The organism is Streptococcus equinus (assembly GCF_900104225.1).
Taxonomy (GTDB): Bacteria; Bacillota; Bacilli; order Lactobacillales; family Streptococcaceae; genus Streptococcus; species Streptococcus equinus_D.
The window spans coordinates 1-20,405 of sequence record NZ_FNJK01000003.1; the positions used below are offsets into that span (position 1 = coordinate 1).

Genomic DNA, 20,405 nt, shown 5'->3' on the forward strand with positions numbered 1-20,405 from the left:
GTCACTGACAGATTTATCGTTTCTTTGACAGGTTACTTCCGTAACCCGCACGTTTGGTTCGTATTGTTCAGTTTTCAAAGGTCTTTGTCTCATCAGAGACAACTTCTATATTCTATCAAATTTAAAACTTGTTGTCAACACCTTTTTCAAGAAATTTTCAAACTCGTTTCAAACTTGTTACCGCTGTCCTCTCGAACAACAGCTATATTAGTTTAGCATTTCTATCACGCTTTGTCAAGAACTTTTTTAAGTTTTTTTAAAGCCTTCTGAAATGTTTGCTGCCTCAAACAACAGCTTATTTAGTATACTAAACTTAACTTTCACTGTCAACACTTTTTTGATAGTTTTTTGATTTATTCTTGCTACTATTTTATAGCCCATTTTTAAGCTCGTTTTACGCGCATTTATATATTCTCTATATTTTACATATCAATATATAAAAAGAAGGCTCAGAGAGCCTTCTTTTGCCTTTTACTATAGATTATTCTTCAGAATCATCCATTTTTTCTTTCACTTCATCATATGATAGTGCATGTGCTTCCTCAGTATCATTTTCTAATTCTTCAGGTACTTTCCCTGTTTCATAGATAGATTTGATTTGAGCAGCATCTAATGTTTCATATTTAAGAAGTGCTTCTGCAATAAGTTTATGAGTTTCACGGTTATTGTTGATGATATCAACAGCTTTATCGCGTGCTTCATTTAGAAGGGCACGTACTTCATCATCAATCATTTGTGCTGTTTGTGATGAATATGATTTTTCTGGTGATACTTGGCCTGCCATTATAGCATGATTACCTTCATATTGAACAGGACCCAACTTTTCACTCATACCATATTCCGTTACCATTGAACGTGCCAATTGCGTTGCTTGTTCAAAGTCATTTGATGCACCTGTGGTTTGCGCATTAAAGATAATTTCTTCTGCAACACGTCCACCCATCAATCCAGCTAGTTGTTCTTTAAGATCAGATTTAGAGTGTAACATTTGGTCTTCTTTTGGAAGAGCAATCATGTAACCTCCTGCACGACCACGTGGTACAATTGTTACTTTATGAACGACACGTGCGCTTGAAAGAACTAAACCAACAATAGTGTGTCCAGCTTCATGGTAAGCAACCATTTCACGGTCACGTTGTGAAATCGTACGGTCTTTCTTAGAAGGACCAGCAATAACTCTATCTTCGGCTTCATCGATATCTGAAGCATCGATTTTAGTTTTATTACGACGAGCAGCAACAAGTGCAGCTTCATTTAGGACATTTTCAAGATCTGCACCAACAAATCCTGGTGTTTGCTGTGCAACAACTTTCAAATTGACATCTTCTGCCAACGGTTTATTTTTAGCGTGTACTCGAAGTATTGCTTCACGCCCTTTAACATCAGGACTTCCAACAAGAATTTTACGGTCAAAACGTCCTGGACGAAGAAGAGCAGGATCTAGAACATCGCTACGGTTAGTTGCGGCAATAACAATGATATTTTCATTTCCTTCAAAACCATCCATTTCAATAAGAAGTTGGTTAAGAGTTTGTTCGCGTTCATCATTTCCGCCACCCATGCCAGCACCACGTCGGCGACCGACAGCATCGATTTCATCGATGAAAATAATCGCACGCTCTGCCTTCTTAGCATCTTCAAATAGTGATCTAACACGACTCGCACCCACACCCACAAACATTTCAACAAAATCAGAACCTGAAATTGAGAAAAATGGGACGCCAGCTTCACCGGCAACAGCTTTAGCAAGTAAAGTTTTACCTGTTCCTGGAGGGCCTTCTAAAAGAACACCAGCTGGAATACGAGCACCAAGTGCTTTATATTTTTTCGGATTTTTTAAGAAATCAACAACTTCAACAAGTTCTTGTTTTTCTTCTTCAGCTCCAGCAACATCAGAAAATCTCACTTTAACGTCACCTTTATTTTGTGACTTAGCTCGATTTTTACCAAAACTCATTGCTCCACGAGCACCATTTCCGCCTTGATTCATCATCATGAAGAAGAAGACAATTACTAGGATAAGTGGAAGATAAGTTAATGCCAAAGATAGCCAAGCACCGCTTGAACTTTCTTGTTTGATATTTACATCAACATCTGCATCATCTGCCGCTTTAGTAAGTGTATCAATAGAAGAATCACTTGGTAAAATAATTGATGTAAACTCAGTAACTGATGTTGAGTTACTTCCTTCTAGGAAAGGAAGAGAAGCACTTGATTTTGTTTTTTTAGGTTTCGAATACTTACCACTTACTTCAATAATGCTACCGTTTGGCTGGTAAGTAATCGATTTAATATCACCCGCTTTAAGTTGCTTAACTAAAGTCGAGTAATTAATTTGTTGACTTTGTGTACTTGTTCCTCTCAAATAATATTGAAATGCGGTAATCGCCGCAATAATGACAAGAATATAAATAAAGGAATTTTTAACAAAGCCATTATTTTTGTTATTTTTCATATATTAACTAACGACTTTCTACTATTTTGAATAGATTTCTTCTTTCAAAACGCCAACATATGGTAAATTACGGTAACGTTCAGCATAGTCAAGACCAAACCCTACGATAAATTCATTTGGAACATCATAGCAGACATAATCAGCTTCGATGTCAACGACACGACCTTCTGGTTTGTCAAAAAGAGTTGCGATTTTTACTGAACTTGCTTTACGGTATTTAAACATATCACGAAGGTATTTTAGAGTACGTCCAGTGTCGATGATATCTTCGATAAAGACAACATCACGACCTTCAATATTTGTATCAACGTCTTTAAGAATTTTTACTTCACCACTGCTTTTTACTCCACCGTGGTAGCTAGAGACAACCATAAAATCAATTTCGACATGTGTATCGATATGTTTGATTAATTCTGCCATAAAAGGAACAGAACCTTTCAAAACACCAATTAATAGAGGATTTTTACCTTCATAGTCTTTTGTAAGTTGTGCGCCTAATTCTTTGGTTTTGGCAATAATCTCCTCTTCAGAATACAACACTTTTTCAATATCTTGTTCAAGCATGACATCACCTATTTCTAATTTTTTCAATATACAATTTGCCCTCCATTATATCATGTTTAGAGGGTTTTCTCAAATAAGTTTTATCAGCAACCTGAACAAAAATTATTTTTCCATCCTGTTCGCCGATAATGGCATTTGCACGTTCCTGACTTGGAATTTTTTCATCAATAAAAAGCCTGCGCAATTTTTTCGAAAAATCTCCAAAATCAATACGGTCCCCTTCCTGTCTCCGTCTTAAAAGAATAGGATGTAAACTGTAAACGGCTATGCCTTCCTTATCTTTGCCAGCAAATTGAAATCGATACTGACCATAATTGACTATGCTGTTATATTCTAGCATCTTTTGAACTAGTTCCCCATCGGTCTTAGGGCTGATTTTTTTCACTTGAAATGTTTCATAATCTTTAACTAGCCAGTAATCTGATTTCACATGATAGTTAGCATTAGATTTATTTATTAAAAGATGCAACATTTCCTCAAACTGTCCATGAGACACTTGCAATTCAGGAAAGTTTTCAAGGTAATTTTGAAAAAGAAGGGCTTGAACTGCGGGAGTCTGAGCTAAAAATTGAGAACAGTTTGTCGCCTCAATACCTTGTGTTAAATCTTGGAATGCTTGAAAGAGTTGTTGGCTTTCATGACCAAGATAGCGGAGAGCTTGTTTAAATTTAGGATTTTCTTCCTCTAGTACTGGAAAATAACGATTTCTAATACGATTCCTCAAGAAATCCAAAGAGTGATTGGTATCATCTTCAAAGTGAAAAATGTCAGGTAAATCCCTCTTCGAATAAGTCAAGAAAGGACGAATCAACTCACCGTTACCAAATGCATTAACTGGCTGCATTCCAGATAAATGACGCAAGCGACTACCACGTAAAAGACGCATAAAAATAGTTTCAGCTTGATCATCTGCATGGTGAGCCGTTACAAGAGCTGTATAATGGTGCTCATTCATCATCTCTTTAAAAAAACTGTAACGAAAATCACGCGCAGCTTTTTCAGAAAAAGTCCCCGAAAAATAAGCAACGTGAATTGGTACCTGATGTTTTCCTGCCCACTCGCGTAAATAAGCTTCCTCAGTATCTGACTCAATACGCTGTTTATGATTGACATGAGCAATAGCAATCTCTATGTCTAATTTTTTTCGATATATATACAAAAAGTGTAGCAGATTCATAGAATCTACTCCACCTGAGACAGCTATTAAAATTTTTTTATGTTTGGCGAAATATGCCTGTTTTTGAATTTCTTTTACTAATTTATCATACATAAGACTTCACTTATTTCAAAATGTTGTAAACGTCATTAGCGATATTTGAAATATCGTCGTAAGAAGCTTTATCTGTAAAAATTGACAAGATGAACGGTTGATTAGCATAAACGATAGCAACATCGTGTCTGTAATCATAAGCATCACCGATTTTGTGAGCTACCTGAACATTAATATCTTTAGAGATACGTGCATTATCAAATGCTGTTGATGATAGATATGAGATAATATCTCCATTTTGCTGATAGATAGCTTCCATTAAGTCAGCAGCGGTTTTAGATGACATTTCACGTGCCTTCATATCAAAATTAGTATTCGTTATAGCACTAATATCTGATGTGAAATGATCACCATATTGTTTGGCAATATAATAGCCTAAAATATTGGTTGCAACGTTATCAGAATTCTGACAAACAGCTTTTAATAAATCTTCAACGCTGTAATCTTTGTCATCAGCAGTTTTGCTAATTTTTCCGCTACCGCTTGGATTGTAAGCTTTAGCAAAAGTATTAACATCGGCAGTGTATTTTAACTTATCGTCCATTTTAACACTGCCATCTTGAATTTTTTCTTCAACGTAGTAAAGGGTCGCTAGCTTAGCAACACTAGCTGCATACATTGTCGTATCAGAATTAATCCCTGCTGTTTCTTGTGTTGAGAGTTGTTTAACGTAAATTGAGTAGTTACTTTTATTATATTTCTGATTAAGAACCTGCTGCACTTTTTCCATACGGTTATCTGTATCAGAAAGAGAGTCACTACTAATCCATCCTTTACCATCAACTCTATAATAAGTTCCATGATAAGTTGTCGCTTTTTGAGAAACGGTAACTGCTGAATAAGCATTTAAATCTGTTTTTACTTCCTGAGTTCCAACAACATATGGTGTTTGATAAACTTGAAAATCATCCTTTAACCAATAATTTTTTGACACTGTTTCCTGACTAAGAATGACATCATCATAAATTAATTGATGACTAGCTTCAATATAATTACCATCAGATAACTCAAATACTGGTTGTGAATTATCATTGATTAGAATTCTATCAATATCTAATTGGCTATTAGCAGCAATTGTTCTTGAAGCAACCGTCAAATTACTATCTTTATAAACATCACTGGTTTGGGCAAGGACAGGATTTGATGGTAAAGCATCAAAGTAAGTTGTCGATGCTGCCACACCAGCTGTCAATTGGTATTTTGCTGCATTACTTAAATCAACATTTTTTTCGGTACTAACAACAGAAAGAGAAGTCAAGAAAAATGGTATTAGCATCACTGCGAATAATCTTTTCATTGGCTCCTCCTTTCATTATTTTTCAGTTGATTGGTGATTTTCTTCTCGTAATTTTTGATTTTTTTCAGCCAATTCTTCTAACTTCTCATCTGAATAAGCTAGAAATTTTTCAATAGTTTCGATTAAATTTTCCATATTATTTTGGTAATAGATTTGGCAATGGATAAACCGTTTCGCCTGAACGTGATAAGTAATACTTAGCACGAGCATACTTCTCAACATAATTTTCATCTTTCAAACGATTAGCCAAAACTTTTTCAGCATCCGTTTCAACGACCAGATTGTTATATGTTTTCTGAAGTGAAACAACTTTATCCTTACGTTCTTGTAAAGTTTGATAACTTTTGACAAGGTTGTAAGTTGGCAAAATAAACAATAACATGACAACAATTAAAATCCATCCCATAAAACGATTGCGTTTGCGATTTTCTTCTTCTATGTAACGTTTTTTGGTATTTTCATCATTGATGTATTGATTATTTAATTGAACGATATTAGGCTTCTCCATCCGCTTCTATCCTTGTTTCATTAATGATTTCGTACATTTTAGTTGCATCTTCTTTTTTAGTACTGTCTTTCATTTCTAAGACACGTACAGTCAACAATTTATTTCCAAAACGAATTTCAACTTCGTCGTTAATTTTTAAATCAGTTGATGATTTAGCTAAGATACCATTTACTTTGATACGTCCTTTGTCAGCTACTTCTTTAGCAACTGGACGACGTTTTATAATACGGGATACTTTTAAATATTTATCTAATCTCATAATATTTTACCTCGCAATCTTTTCTATTTTATCACTTTTTTTCAGAAAATAACTGTTTTCAATATGTTTGTTAAGATAATGTAATAAAAAGAGAGCTAATGCTCTCTTAGTAACATCTAAAAAATTATCAATAAAAAATCACAGTAGAAACAATTGTACCAGCAAAAAAGATAATAAATACAATCACTAGCAAACTTGCCACAAACCATAGTTCACTTAAAAGACTTGTTTTTTTATTCTTATTAGGATTTAAGAAATTTAAAATATCAGCATAAGTCTGAAGTTCTCGATTTTTTAAAATATAAAATATTTGAAAAACTGAATAAGCAACTGGCATAGCTAACAGCCAGAGAATTATAGACTCTTGTACTGAATCAAGTAAATAACGTGTGGGTACTGCTACCGAAAAAAGAAACCAAGAAATTCCTCCAATAATGAGCCATTTCTTAAGCTGCGACTGGTCAACTTGATGTTTCATAATCTCAACATCCCCTTTGATTAAATTATCTAAAGTAACATCAAAATAGGCCGCAATCAACAAGAGTGAATTGATATCTGGATAAGTTTTACCACGTTCCCAGTTGGAAATTGTTTGACGTGAAACATAGAGCTTTTCTGCCAACTCTTCTTGAGAGAGATTTTTTTCCTTTCTCAATTCAACTAATCTGCGTTCAAGTTTCATTTTGACCTCCTTGATAATGCCAGTCTAAGCTTTATCAAAAACTTTACCATAAAGCTACTTTGACAAACTAGCATTTCATTGACAAAAGTCTTTGACAGCTAGTCTTGTTGTATTTTTCTGGCTTTGATTTCAGCTAGCATGCTACCAAATTTTTGAAGTTCTTCTAGGATTTCGTAATCTTTCTTTCCGCGAACATTAAAGGTAATTTCAATTTTACCTTGATTTTCACCAATACGGGCTTTCAAGTCTGTTTTAGAAAGAGCTTCAAAATAATCTTGTGTCAAGTAATGTTGTAACGAAACTTTCTCAAAACGTACCAATAAGTTGTTATCTTTACGCTCTACAAGTTCTGTAAAAGCATTATCCATATAAGACTTGACCAAACCAATCTCAAGTAAGTAGGCGACTTGGTCAGGGTATTCGCCAAAACGATCAATCAATTCATCTTGTAAACTTTGATAATCTTTCTGGCTTTCAATTTCACGAATGCGTTTGTAAATTTCAATTTTTTGACGTTCATCATCAATATAATCGCTTGGTAGATAGGCGTCAATTTGAAGATTCATCTCAGCATTACTCTTACGACGCGCTTGGGATTTTCCTTGTTTCTTAGCAATCGCTTCTTCTAATAATTGAGAATACATCTCAAAACCAACGGAATCAATAAAACCACTTTGTGAAGCACCGAGAATATTTCCCGCACCACGAATGGATAAGTCACGCATAGCAATCTTAAATCCAGACCCCAACTCTGTGAATCCTTTAATGGCATCCAGACGTTTTTCAGAAACCTCTGTCAAAATCTTGTCTGGGCGGTACATGAGGTAGGCGTAAGCAATGCGGTTTGAACGCCCAACGCGACCTCGAAGTTGATACAAGGTTGACAATCCCATGTGATCAGCATTTTCAATAAATAAAGTGTTCACATTCGAAATATCGACACCTGTCTCAATGATTGTTGTCGCAACCAGAACATCGTAAACACCGTCAATAAAATCCATGAGCGTATTCTCAAGTTGAATTTCACTCATCTGACCATGAACAAAACCGATGCTTGCTTCAGGCACCAATTCTTGTAATTCAGAGACTTTTTGGTCAATGGTGTCAACTCTATTGTAAACATAGAAAACTTGACCTCCACGATCAATCTCACGAATAATAGCTTCACGGATTAAACCAGGGTTAGTTTCCAAAACATAAGTTTGAACAGGATAACGGTTAGTTGGTGGTGTTTCAATAACTGATAAATCACGAATACCCAACATTGACATGTGAAGTGTTCGTGGAATTGGTGTTGCTGTTAACGTCAAAACATCAACTTTAGTCTTAAGTTCTTTCAGTTTTTCCTTGTGTTTCACACCAAAACGTTGTTCTTCATCGATGATAATCAGACCTAAATCAGCAAACTCAACATCTTTTGATAATAGACGATGTGTTCCGATAATAATGTCAACTTGACCTGTTTTCAATTTTTCTAAAGTAGCTGTTTGCTCTTTTTTACTTTGGAAACGGCTAAGCACATCAACTGCTACAGGGTAATTATCAAAACGCTCTGAAAAGTTCGTATAGTGCTGTTGAGCAAGAACGGTCGTTGGTACCAAAACAGCTACCTGCTTATGGTCCTTAACAGCTTTAAAAGCAGCACGCATGGCAACTTCGGTTTTACCAAAACCAACATCCCCTACCAATAGACGATCCATTGGTTTAGCTTCTTCCATGTCATGCTTGATTTCCTTAATAGAACGAAGCTGATCTTCAGTCTCTACATAAGCAAAATCGTTATCAAATTCCTTTTGTAAGTCATCATCTGGTGAAAAAGCAAAACCTTTTAGTTGACTGCGTTCAGCATAGAGTTTCAACAAATCATCTGCAATGTCTTCGACTTGCTTAGAGACTTTTTGTTTTGTTTTTTGGAAACGGCCGTCATTTAATTTGTTAATCTTAGGCTCTTTACCATCTGCCGAAACGTATTTCGATAGATTTTCAATTTGTTCTACGGGTAATGAAATCGTTGAAGAACCTTGATATTGAATCGTTAAATAATCACGGTGCACACCATGAATTTCAATGGTTTCAATACCTAAAAATTTACCAATACCATGAACGTGATGAACCACATAATCACCCTTAGAAAGTTCATTGTAGTCTTTCAAACGCTCTGCATTACTGATATTTGAACGACGAATACGACGTTTTATCTTTTTATGGTAAATTTCATGTTCCGTAATTAAAACAAGCTTTTCATCAGCAAAGTAAAAACCGTTTGATAAATTACCAACCACTAGCTGCGCTTGATGTTCTTGTAAATCACCCGCATCCGCTACTGGCAAATCTAAACCATACTCTTGCAAGTTTTCTTGAAGACGTTCTAGACCATGCTGAGTATCTGATTGAATTAAAATTGTTGCTTTAGATTTTTGGTAACGATTAACCTCATCAATCAACAAAGGAAATTGATTGAAGAATTCTTGCATTGGGTATTGTGTGAAATTGTGAAGCTTATCAAATTTTAGATTTCCCAAACCCTTATGGAAGTTTGAAAAGAAGGTTGCTGGCTGATACTGACGCAAATTTTTATAAATATCAGCAAAGTAAACCAAGCTTGACACTGCTTTACCACGTTGTAAATCTTCTGTCAACAAGTTTGCAATCTCTAAATCAAACTTGGCATTACGATCAACAATCTTTTGATAGTCATCAAAAAAGACAGGAGTTCCTTTAGGAATATAATCTAGAAGTGTCCACTGCTTAGCATAAAACAGTGATAAAAATCGTCTAATATCTTGATGTCTGTAGTGCTCTTGTGTTGCTGCATAAAGCTCGCTCAAATAAACCTCTTGCTCTTCTTTTGCATTTTCTAAAAACTTCTCAAATGCCTGGCTAGCTCTAGCATAATCCTCTTCTGATAAGATTAACTCATCAGCTGGATAGATTGTTACTTGTTCAACATTGCTAAGAGATTTTTGAGTCTGCGCATCAAATTGACGAATGCCATCAACTTCATCACCAAAGAACTCTAAACGGTAAGGATAATCTGCTGTTATCTCATAAATATCAATAATATCGCCACGTCGACTAAACTCACCAGGGTTCAAGACTTGAGAGACTTTTTGATACCCAACATTTGACAACACCTTTACAACCTTGTCAAGATTGTAATCCTCACCGACAACAAAATGTAATTGACTTTCAGAGTATGTCTTAGGATTTGGTAACAAAACACGTGCCCCAACTAGACTTGTTATCAAGATACCAGATTGATTATTATCCTGTAAAAAATTTAAAGCCTCTAGGCGCGAATGAGCTTTATCCATTGATGCAAAAATAAATTCTGCAGCAGCAACATCATCCGCAAAAAACGTGTAAACATTGTCCTCACCAATCAAACCAGATAAATCACTAGCTAATTTTTCAACCTCGTTTTGACTTGATGTGACAACTACTATTTTTTCTTCATTAGCCTGATAAGCTGAGGCGATAGCAAGAGCTTTACTTGCTCCTGATAATCCCATGACAAGTTGTCTCCCAAGAGTAGACACACCCCCATGCCATGACTGAATCAGCTTATTTTGACTAAATAAATCAATAATATTCATAGACTTACCCATTAAATTTTTGCATTGTTTTTACAAAATCAGCTTCCTGTAAGTAAAATTGAACAGCATCATTAACTTTTTCAAGTGTGTTAGTAACAGTGATATAGTCGTCTTTGTCAAATTTTCCAAGAACATGATCGACAACTGAGCGACCTTGCTTAGGACGTCCAATACCCACTTTAATACGGTCAAATGCCTGTGTTCCTGTGTGAGCAATAATAGACTTAATACCATTATGACCACCAGCTGAACCTTTTTGACGGAGACGAATACGCCCAACTTCCATATCCAAATCATCATAAATTACCATAAAATCTTCAATAGCAATATTATAGTAAGTCAGCAAAGCGTGAACTGCAATTCCTGAATTATTCATAAAAGTTGTTGGTTTAACCAAGTAAACTTTCTCTCCGTTTATAAAACAAGAACCTACCTCAGCTTTAAAATTCTTTTCTTCTGAAAAAGTCACATTCAAATCTTTGGCTAAACGGTCAATTGCCATAAAGCCAATATTGTGTCTTGTTTCGTGATATTTACTGCCTGGGTTTCCCAGACCAACAATCATTTTTACCATTATTTTTTCCTTTCAAATGCCAAAAGGGCTGGAAAAACTTTTTCCAACCTCATTTGATGTTTTATTATGATTTTTGCTTAGACGTTAAAGCGGAATTCCATGATATCACCATCTTGAACCACATAATCTTTCCCTTCTTCACGAAGACGACCTGCTTCTTTGACAGCTTTTTCAGAACCATATTTGATTAAATCATCGTAAGACATTGTAATCGCACGGATGAATCCACGTTCGAAGTCAGAGTGAATGATACCAGCTGCTTGAGGAGCTTTAATACCGCGTTTAAATGTCCATGCACGAACTTCTTTTTCACCCGCAGTAAAGTAAGTTCCAAGACCAAGCAAGTGGTAAGCTGCACGAGTCAAACGATCGACACCTGATTCTTTCAATCCAAGATCTTCAAGGAAGAATTCTTTATCTTCATCATCAAGTTCTGAAATTTCTTCCTCCGCACGTGCTGAGATAACAACAACTTCAGCATTTTCAGTTGCTGCGAATTCACGAATTTGTTTTACATATTCGATGTCGTCTGGGTTAGCAACTTTATCTTCATCAACGTTTGCTACATAAAGAACTGGTTTTGTTGTCAAAAGGAACAATTGTTTAACAATTTTTTGTTCATCTTCGGTGAATTCAATTGTACGAGCTGATTTTCCATCTTCAAGTACTGGCTTGATTTTTTGAAGAACGTTAAATTCTGCAACAGAATCTTTATCTTTTTGTGTACGTGCCACTTTTTCAACACGCGCATAGCGTTTGTTAACTGATTCTAAGTCAGCAAGAATCAATTCCAAGTTAATTGTATCAATATCAGCAAGTGGATCAACAAAAGCATCTTCACGCCCTTGTTCACGCATAACATTTTCATCATCAAATGCACGAACAACGTGAACAATAGCATCTACTTCACGAATGTTAGCAAGGAATTTATTCCCAAGACCTTCACCACGAGATGCTCCTTTTACAATACCCGCAATATCAGTAAATTCAAAAGTTGTTGGAACTGTCTTTTTAGGTGTGATAAGTTCAGTCAATTTTTGTAGACGTTCATCTGGAACTTCTACCATACCAACGTTAGGATCAATTGTCGCGAAAGGATAGTTAGCAGCTTCCGCACCTGCCTTTGTAATCGCATTAAAAAGAGTTGATTTTCCGACGTTTGGTAAACCAACAATACCTGCTGTTAAAGCCATATTTTATTAGTCTCCGTTAAATTTATTCAATCACAACTATTATAGCATAAAATTACTCAAAAAAGCCTGCTATATGCGCAGACTTAATGATTTTAAATATTATAATACTTTCTTCAACTTGCGTTCAAAATCATGACGACTCATCATGACAATATGATCACAATTAGTGCAACGAATTTTAATATCGGCTCCGATGCGGATCACTTCCCACTCGTTTGCCTTTTTACCAGTTGCCTTAACGGTACAAGCATGAGGTTTCTTCATTTCAACAAGACTTCCAATTTCGTACATGATTTCTCCTTTACAGATAAATATAACGCTTTTGAGGTGTTAGTGTCACTTCATCCAATGACACGATTTCACCATCAATCTCTACTAAACTTTTTTCAGGTGTCCTAATGGTCACCTCTTTATACGACTGATGCTGCAGATAAGGTGAGTATTCATGAATTTTAAAAACAAGACTTAATAAAACTAACACGCGTTCCCATAAAGTGTCACCCTTAGCATAAACACAATCTAATTGTTCTGAATAAGCTGTCGCATGTGGCCAAATCATCACACCACCACCAAAATAGGTATTATTGGCAAGTGAAAAGAAAAAGTGATTATTGACCTCAACAGATTCTCCCGACTCAGTCTCCAAGCAAAGCGAAGCAAAAGCAGGCTTCTTAATCAAACATTGAATGGCTGTTATGATATAAGTCAATTTTCCCAAATGATATTTATTAAGTCTAGCCTTTAGTTGTGACTGTTCAACATGATCAATGACCCAAGAAGCAAAACCAAGATCCAAACTATTTAATACCAGTCCGTTCTGGTAAGTATAAACAGTAATCTCTTTTGGTTCTTGCTTGGTAGACTCAATAAGACGTGTGAAATCTTTTTTCACTCCGAGAGCACGCGCAAAATCATTTCCAGAACCAAGTGGATAATAAGCAAAAGGAAGGCTAGCTGGCCAATAATATAAAATCTTTGACAAGGTGCCATCACCACCTAGAACTAACAATCTATCTTGATCACGCTGAAATGTTTCCAAAACGTATTTAACTTGATTTTTTTCATCATTTGGATATCGCGTTAGAAAAACAGCTATCTCTTGATTTAGCTTATTTTTCAACGTTGTAATAACATCTTTGGCACTACGATTTCCTGAATGAGGATTAGCAATAATATAAAGTGTCATATCAAGAGATATTATAACATAAAAAGCAAGAGCACTGTATAGACGGTGCCCTTGCTGGAGATTATGAAAAAGAAAAGTTTTAGGATGATTATAGTATACGAATTCATCCTTAAAGTTTCCTTAAAGATTTTTAGTTTGTGCGAACAGGTGTAATCAATTGAATGAAGTTTTCAGCATCATCACCTGGCATCAACGTAAAGGGACGTACTGGAGAGATGAAACGAATAACAACTGTTTCGCTCTTCAAAGCTTTAAGAGCTTCAATCAAATAAGTTGGGTTAAAGCTAATGGTTAAATCACTTCCTGATTGGTCAATGATATCCAACTCTTCGTTTACTTTACCAACTTCAGGAGAGTTAACGTGAGCTGATACGCTATTATTAACAATTTCAAGTTTCACAGTTCCGTTTTGAGTAGCATTTGAAATCAAATGAGCACGTTCCATTGCTGAACGAAGAGCAACTGTATTGAACGTTACTTCTGTTTCAAATGAGTTTGTCAACAAACGGTCCGTATCAGGATAATTTCCTTCTAGAAGACGTGTATAGAAACTAATGTAATCACTGCGGAAAAGCATTTGACTGTCTGAGAAGAATACTTCAACAGTTTCAATATCATCTGTAAAGACTGCTGCAAATTCACGTAATGATTTACTTGGAATAACAACATTAAAGTCATTTGACGTATTTTCTAAAGTCAATCTACGTTGACTCATACGGTGTGAGTCAGTTGCGACTGCTTTAAAATCTTTATGATCACTAAGTACCATATGAACACCAGTCAAAATTGGACGACTTTCTTGAAGACTGGCTGCAAAGGCAGTTTCAGTGATAATAGATTTCAATAATTTTGTTTCCAAAACTAATGGATTTTCAGTTTCCATTTCTTGAAGACGTGGGTAAAGATCTACGTCTTTACCTTTTAAGGTAATTTCTGATTTACCACTTGTCAATACGATTTGATGATGCTCAATTTCTTCAAAATCTAAAGTAACATCTGGAAGACTTGAGACAATATTAATAAAGAAATTTGCTTCTAATAGTACTGCACCGGGTGAAGTAATCAAAAGACCTGCATTTTCATTAGAAGTTGGAATAGTATTTTCAATTGAGATTTGTCCGTTTGAACCAGTTAAAGTAATGTTACTATTTTGAACTTCAATTTTGATAGTAGATAAAACTGGAATAGCATTCTTCGAAGAGATTGCTCTCTTGGTAGCATTCAATGCTTGAAGAAAGAAGGATTTATTAATTGAGAACTTTATCATGAGATAACTCCTTTATTTTATAAGTATTAAATTAGTAGTAGTAGTAGGTCTTGTTTAAACTGTTGATAACTCTCAAAACGCCTGAAAAATCACAGATCAAGAGTTGTTAACAACCTGTGGATAAATTGCATTGTTTTTTATTACTTATCCACAAGTCCTACTTAATCTTGTTTTTGATGGTTTCAATTTCGATTCGCAAACTATCATCTTGAGCCAACATATTTTTGATTTTGTTGTAGGCATGTAGAACGGTTGAGTGATCACGTCCACCAAATTCTTTTCCGATTTTTGGAAGTGAGTTATCTGTCATTTCACGAGCCAAATACATGGCTACCTGACGTGCTAAAACAATATCTTGTGTACGTTTGGTTGCCTTGATTTCTTTGACAGTAACACCGTAGAATTTACCAACTTGACTTTGGATTTCGTCAATTGGGATAACGGTCATTTTCGGACCATCTTGCTTACGTGCGCGAATAGCTTCAGCTGCAATATCTACGGTAATCGTTTGAACTTTTTTGATACTTGCTACAAGGCTGATATCTTTTAGCGCTCCCTCAAGGTCACGCACATTAGAATCAAACTGTCCTGCGAGATACTCGATAGTATCTTGAGGGAAAATGTAATCGTACTCTTGTGTTTTATTAGTCAAGATAGCTACACGTGTTTCAAAATCAGGTGGTGTGATATTGATAGTCAAGCCCCATTTGAAGCGCGTGACCAAACGTTGTTCGAGGTTATCGAGGTGATCTGGTGTACGGTCACTGGTCAGTACGATTTGCTTGTTGTTATCGTAAAGTGCATTGAAAGTATTGAAAAACTCTTCTTGTGTACCAGATAAGGTTTTTTTAGCTAATGATTGGATATCATCAATTAGCAAAACATCAAGATTACGGAATTTTTCTTTCAATTCTTCCATAGTGTCTAAACGAATATGAATAACAAATTCATTGATAAAATTTTCCGCAGTGATGTATTTGACACGCGCTTTAGGGTTGTTTTGCAATACCGCATTACCAATGGCGTTAAGCAGATGGGTTTTTCCAAGTCCAGGTCCACCCCAGATAAATAGGGGGTTATAAGTTGTCCCTGGTGCATCAGCAACGGCATAAGACGCAGAAAAGGCCCAACGGTTTTCATCACCTTGGACAAAGTTGTCAAAAGTATACTTGGTGTTCAAGTCTGAATCAACTTGTGGCAAGTGGCTTTTTTGTGGTGTTTGGAGAACTTGAGATGCCGTTTCTGCTACTGCTTGTTTTGCTAAATCTTCTTCAAAGACATAGTTAACTACAATTTCAGCATTATAAACCTCAAAACCAGCCGTTAAAATGATTGGTTTTAAATTTTTATCCCAAAACAGTTCTTTCATAGGATCCAGGTAAATTGTCGCCGTATTTTGCTCAATTTGAATTAACCGAGCATCTAAAACAAAAAATTCATAAGTTGCTTGTTTTAATTGACTTTTTGCCAGTTCAAGGACCCTATTCCAAAAAATTTGTTCATTTTCAGTCATAGTCATTTCCTTTTTGTGGATAATTCATAAATTATTTTAACATAAAATAAAAAAGTTTTCCACAACAGTGGAAATAAAAAATCCACACTGTTTATAGAAGTTTTCCACAGGTTGTGGAAAACAAAGAAAAAGGCCTAAAATCAATGATTTTAGCCTATTTTTCTTGTGGAAAACTATGAAATTGAAAAAGAGAAATTCACAAGCTATTTTAGCCTGTTGATAATTCTGTTTAAGTCTTCTTCAGACTGAAAATGTAATTGTAAGTCTCCTTTAAAGCCGCTTTTGGAAAGGGATAAGGTGACAGGAAGACCTAATATTTTTGAGAGTTCTTCTTCTTGATGACGGATAAAAATATTTTTTTGATTTGTTTTAGAAGATTTTTTCTTCTTTTTGCCGGATTTTACCAATTGCTCCAGTTTGCGAACACTAATTTCTTCACTTACTATTCTTTGATACCACTTCTGCTGTTCTTTTTCATCTTTAAGTGTTAGTAGCACGCGCGCGTGACCTTGAGAAAGGTCACCTTTTTCGACGGCTTTAGAGATACTTTGGGGGAGATTTAATAAGCGCAAGCAATTGGTAATGTAGGGGCGAGATTTCCCCATAAATTGAGCCAGTTCTTCATGTGTCATTTGATTTCTGTCTAAGAGTTGCTGATAGGCTTTGGCCTCCTCGATAGGATTGAGGTCAGAGCGCTGCAAGTTTTCGACGATAGCGAGCTGCATACTTTCTTTGTTAGAAATATCTTTAATGATTGCAGGAATTTCGCTTAGGCCAGCCATTTTAGATGCTTTTAGGCGTCTTTCTCCTGCTATGAGTTCATAACCAAAGATAGCTGATTTTCTGACAATGATAGGTTGGATTAGCCCATTAGCCTTAATAGAGCGAGAAAGTTCTTCTAATTCTTCTTGTTTAAATTCTAAGCGAGGTTGGTATGGGTTGGGAGCAATATCGTCAATATTTATTAGGTTAAGTGTTTCAATCATAGTTTCTCCTCTAAAAAATGAAGCTGAGAGAACCCAGCCTCATTAATTTTTATTCCTAAATTATTGATTTGATTAAGAGAGATCTTGTGTGGTTTTACTTAGCTTAATTGTTTCTGTTTTCTTATCAGTACCACGATAGAAAGTTACTTTGACAGAATCTCCAGTTGAATGACCGTAAAGAATACTTTGGAGGTCTGTGGTAGAGCTAACTTCTTTATCATCGATGGCTGTGATGACATCATATTTATTAAGTGTTCCTTCAGCAGGCATACCTGATTGAACAGAAGCTACAACGACACCAGCTGTAACACTAGTTGGGATATTAAGGCGACTAATTGTTGTTGTTGGCAAATCGCTTAGATTAGCCATTTTGATGCCAAGTGCAGGACGGATTACTTTTCCGTTTGCTTCCAATTGGTTGATGATTTTGACAACGTCGTTAGATGGAATAGCAAATCCCATACCTTCTACAGAGTTTCCAGAACCTGTATCTGATGTAGAAGAAATTTTACTTGAATTAATACCAATAACTTGACCTTCAACATTAATTAAGGCACCACCAGAGTTACCAGGGTTAATAGCTGCATCAGTTTGGATGGCATTAGTTGAGATAGTTTCACCATCGTCATTAGTCATTGTTACTGTACGGCTTAGGCTTGATACAATCCCTTGGGTTACAGAGTTCGCATAGTCTGTACCGAGCGGGCTACCAATTGCAACAGCAGTTTCACCAACAGTAATTTTATCTGAGTCAGCAAATTCAGCAACTGTTTTAACTTTATCAGAAGCAATCTTTACAACAGCAATATCAGAGTAAGTATCAGCACCTACTAAATCTCCGACAACTTTTGTACCATCAGAAAGCATGATTTCAAGTTGACTAGCACCATCAACAACGTGGTTATTAGTAACGACATAGGCAGAGTTGCCATCTTTTTTATAAATAACCCCAGAACCTTCACTTGCGATACTTAAGTCGTCATCAGAAGTATTATTATTGTTAGAATTTGAACCATCACCAAACATTTGGGCGTACAAATCATTTGATGATGTATTTGATTGGTAATTGATGACTGATACAACAGCTTCTCCGACTTTTTCGACAGCTTTTGTTGTATCATTAGAATTTGAATAATTTACTTTACTAGTTGTGGTTTTAATACTTGAACCACTAACGTTATTGACTGATACCCCAGTCAAATCTAAAACAAGTAGTGTCCCAGCTACTCCTCCAATAAAACCAACTAAAATAACTATTAAAGGTTTTAATAGTTTCTGGTAATTGACTTTTTTTAATTTTAATTTTTTCATGTCTCGACCTCCCTTTTTTATTCACAGATAGAATATAAAAAACGACTTAATTATACCTTAAAAGCCAAAAAAAATAAAGTAATCCACAGGTTGTGGAAAACTTTTTAAATATGTTTAAAAATCCCCCAATTAAGCGGATTTTAAGCTTGTTTATAGATTGTTAACATGTGGATAATGTGTGAAAAGCTTGTGAATATGTGGTAGAATAGAAAGCATGAAAGTAAAAATTATTGCTGTTGGAAAATTAAAAGAAAAATACCTAAAAGATGGTATTGCTGAATATGGCAAACGCATGAGTCGTTTTGCAAAATTTGAAATTGTCGAGTTACCGGATGAAAAAACACCAGATAATGCTAGTGATGCGCAAAATAACCAAATTATGGAAAAAGAAGGTGAGCGCATTTTAGCAAAAATATCTGATCGTGATTATGTTATTGTTTTAGCGATTGAAGGGAAGCAACTCCCATCAGAAGAATTTAGCAAAGTGATTGCTGAAGCAACTTTGAGAGGATATTCAGATATTGTATTTGTCATTGGAGGAAGTCTTGGGTTAGCTGATAAAGTTAAAAAACGTGCTAATCTTAAACTAAGTTTTGGTTTATTGACACTACCCCACCAATTGATGCGTTTAGTTTTGGCAGAACAAATTTATCGAGCTTTTATGATTCAACAAGGAAGTCCCTATCATAAGTAAAATAAATACGTAGACAAACTCTCTTAGCAGTATAACTATTGTAAATTTAAAGTGTGTCTGTCGACTTGAATAAACTCTTAGAAATGCTGGGACAACGGTATTTCTAAGAGTTTTTATTTTTTAACAAAAAGAAAAAAAGATTGAATAAAAATATCCAAAATGGATTTTTTCATTAATCTGAAGTTTTCATTGGAGGCTCTCTTTTATGAGCCTAAAAACTGAAAAGTAAATGGCTAATTTTGAAAAAAATCGATTTTTTACTAGTCCTAATTTTTCGTTACTGACCTAAAACGGGCTATGACAACGTACTCTCCTACTAACTACCGCGTATTACTGACTATAATTGCATAAAAGATAGGTTGAGTATTTTTGACTCAACCTATCTTTTTCGTTTCATGTGAAACATCAATGATATAAAATAAAAAACCGGCTAAAGCCGGTTAAAGATTTGATCCCAGCAGGATTCGAACCTGCGACCGTTCGCTTAGAAGGCGAATGCTCTATCCAGCTGAGCTATGAGACCATATCAACTTAATCATTCTATCAAAATAACAGCTTTGCTGTCAACTAAAAATCGTACTTTAACCTATGATACTAGCTATTTAGAAGTAAAAAAACAAGTAAACTAAAAAATACTTTTTAACTGGTAAACTCTTCTCGATTGTTTACTAATGGTTACTCTATAAAAGCCTATAATATCAGGCTTTTTCACACGTTAAAATTATTTGAATTTTTTGGCGATAGTTTAGTGCAAAAAAACTTCAAAAAAAGTAAAAAAAATTGAAAAAAACTATAGACAAAGAAAAAATATCTGCTATAATAGTATAAGTGTTGAGGGGAAATCCTAAAACTTCTGGTCCGTTGGTCAAGGGGTTAAGACACCGCCTTTTCACGGCGGTAACACGGGTTCGAATCCCGTACGGACTATAAAACTACTGCTTAGCAGTTTTTTTGTTTATCCGGCATAGCTCAGTTGGTAGTAGCGCATGACTGTTAATCATGATGTCGTAGGTTCGAGTCCTACTGCCGGAGTGATAAGACACCTTCCTA

General features: G+C 35.4%; 18 protein-coding genes and 3 tRNA genes. 3 read left to right on the forward strand and 18 right to left on the reverse strand.

Annotated features, from left to right (window positions below):
* Positions 1-481 precede the first annotated feature (481 nt).
* From ftsH to BLP98_RS05265, 17 genes are all read right to left on the reverse strand, one after another.
* Positions 482-2,455 (reverse strand): ATP-dependent zinc metalloprotease FtsH, encoded by a 1,974-nt coding sequence (gene ftsH, locus BLP98_RS05185; RefSeq protein ID WP_074482253.1) that lies wholly within the window; start codon positions 2,453-2,455, stop codon positions 482-484.
* Between the two features lie 21 nt (positions 2,456-2,476).
* On the reverse strand, positions 2,477-3,019 hold the full coding sequence (gene hpt, locus BLP98_RS05190; protein WP_074482435.1) for a hypoxanthine phosphoribosyltransferase: 543 nt from the start codon (positions 3,017-3,019) through the stop codon (positions 2,477-2,479).
* A gap of 4 nt (positions 3,020-3,023) precedes the next feature.
* Positions 3,024-4,289 carry a tRNA lysidine(34) synthetase TilS gene (gene tilS / locus BLP98_RS05195; protein ID WP_074482254.1) on the reverse strand — a complete coding sequence of 422 codons (1,266 nt, stop codon included), beginning with the start codon at positions 4,287-4,289 and terminating at the stop codon, positions 3,024-3,026.
* Positions 4,290-4,299: 10 nt separating this feature from the next.
* Positions 4,300-5,586: a serine hydrolase gene (locus BLP98_RS05200; RefSeq protein WP_074482255.1), complete on the reverse strand. Its 1,287-nt coding sequence runs from the start codon at positions 5,584-5,586 to the stop codon at positions 4,300-4,302.
* 15 nt (positions 5,587-5,601) lie between these two features.
* The gene (locus BLP98_RS05205) at positions 5,602-5,721 is read right to left on the reverse strand and encodes an SP_0009 family protein (RefSeq protein WP_074482256.1); all 120 of its coding nucleotides are present in this window, start codon (positions 5,719-5,721) and stop codon (positions 5,602-5,604) included.
* A gap of 1 nt (position 5,722) precedes the next feature.
* Positions 5,723-6,094, reverse strand: a complete 372-nt coding sequence (locus tag BLP98_RS05210) for an FtsB family cell division protein (protein ID WP_074482257.1) — start codon at positions 6,092-6,094, stop codon at positions 5,723-5,725.
* A complete protein-coding gene (locus tag BLP98_RS05215) occupies positions 6,081-6,353 on the reverse strand; it encodes an RNA-binding S4 domain-containing protein (RefSeq protein WP_006531199.1) in 273 nt (90 codons plus the stop codon). Before BLP98_RS05215 ends, BLP98_RS05210 begins: the two co-directional genes overlap by 14 nt.
* Positions 6,354-6,480: 127 nt before the next feature.
* Positions 6,481-7,035, reverse strand: a complete 555-nt coding sequence (locus tag BLP98_RS05220) for a helix-turn-helix domain-containing protein (RefSeq protein WP_074482258.1) — start codon at positions 7,033-7,035, stop codon at positions 6,481-6,483.
* Positions 7,036-7,133: 98 nt separating this feature from the next.
* Positions 7,134-10,631 carry a transcription-repair coupling factor gene (mfd, locus tag BLP98_RS05225; RefSeq protein WP_074482436.1) on the reverse strand — a complete coding sequence of 1,166 codons (3,498 nt, stop codon included), beginning with the start codon at positions 10,629-10,631 and terminating at the stop codon, positions 7,134-7,136.
* Between the two features lie 4 nt (positions 10,632-10,635).
* A complete protein-coding gene (gene pth / locus BLP98_RS05230) occupies positions 10,636-11,205 on the reverse strand; it encodes an aminoacyl-tRNA hydrolase (protein ID WP_074482259.1) in 570 nt (189 codons plus the stop codon).
* A gap of 77 nt (positions 11,206-11,282) precedes the next feature.
* Positions 11,283-12,398 (reverse strand): redox-regulated ATPase YchF, encoded by a 1,116-nt coding sequence (gene ychF / locus BLP98_RS05235; protein WP_024344481.1) that lies wholly within the window; start codon positions 12,396-12,398, stop codon positions 11,283-11,285.
* Between the two features lie 99 nt (positions 12,399-12,497).
* The gene (locus BLP98_RS05240; protein ID WP_006531193.1) at positions 12,498-12,689 is read right to left on the reverse strand and encodes a DUF951 domain-containing protein; all 192 of its coding nucleotides are present in this window, start codon (positions 12,687-12,689) and stop codon (positions 12,498-12,500) included.
* A gap of 10 nt (positions 12,690-12,699) precedes the next feature.
* On the reverse strand, positions 12,700-13,584 hold the full coding sequence (locus BLP98_RS05245) for a diacylglycerol/lipid kinase family protein (protein ID WP_074482260.1): 885 nt from the start codon (positions 13,582-13,584) through the stop codon (positions 12,700-12,702).
* Positions 13,585-13,714: 130 nt separating this feature from the next.
* A complete protein-coding gene (gene dnaN / locus BLP98_RS05250) occupies positions 13,715-14,851 on the reverse strand; it encodes a DNA polymerase III subunit beta (RefSeq protein WP_074482261.1) in 1,137 nt (378 codons plus the stop codon).
* A gap of 157 nt (positions 14,852-15,008) precedes the next feature.
* Positions 15,009-16,364: a chromosomal replication initiator protein DnaA gene (gene dnaA / locus BLP98_RS05255; protein ID WP_074482262.1), complete on the reverse strand. Its 1,356-nt coding sequence runs from the start codon at positions 16,362-16,364 to the stop codon at positions 15,009-15,011.
* Between the two features lie 203 nt (positions 16,365-16,567).
* On the reverse strand, positions 16,568-17,350 hold the full coding sequence (locus BLP98_RS05260; protein WP_074482263.1) for a ParB/RepB/Spo0J family partition protein: 783 nt from the start codon (positions 17,348-17,350) through the stop codon (positions 16,568-16,570).
* Between the two features lie 72 nt (positions 17,351-17,422).
* Positions 17,423-18,661, reverse strand: a complete 1,239-nt coding sequence (locus tag BLP98_RS05265) for a S1C family serine protease (protein ID WP_074482264.1) — start codon at positions 18,659-18,661, stop codon at positions 17,423-17,425.
* 214 nt (positions 18,662-18,875) lie between these two features.
* Here BLP98_RS05265 and rlmH point away from each other — a divergent pair, with 214 nt between their 5' ends.
* Positions 18,876-19,355 (forward strand): 23S rRNA (pseudouridine(1915)-N(3))-methyltransferase RlmH, encoded by a 480-nt coding sequence (rlmH, locus tag BLP98_RS05270; protein ID WP_074482265.1) that lies wholly within the window; start codon positions 18,876-18,878, stop codon positions 19,353-19,355.
* A gap of 449 nt (positions 19,356-19,804) precedes the next feature.
* Here rlmH and BLP98_RS05275 read toward each other — a convergent pair.
* A tRNA-Arg gene (locus BLP98_RS05275) sits at positions 19,805-19,878 on the reverse strand.
* 332 nt (positions 19,879-20,210) lie between these two features.
* On the opposite strand from BLP98_RS05275, the gene BLP98_RS05280 reads away from it, so the two are divergent.
* Positions 20,211-20,282 (forward strand) — tRNA-Glu (locus BLP98_RS05280).
* A 31-nt stretch (positions 20,283-20,313) separates the two neighbouring features.
* A tRNA-Asn gene (locus BLP98_RS05285) sits at positions 20,314-20,387 on the forward strand.
* Positions 20,388-20,405 lie beyond the last annotated feature (18 nt).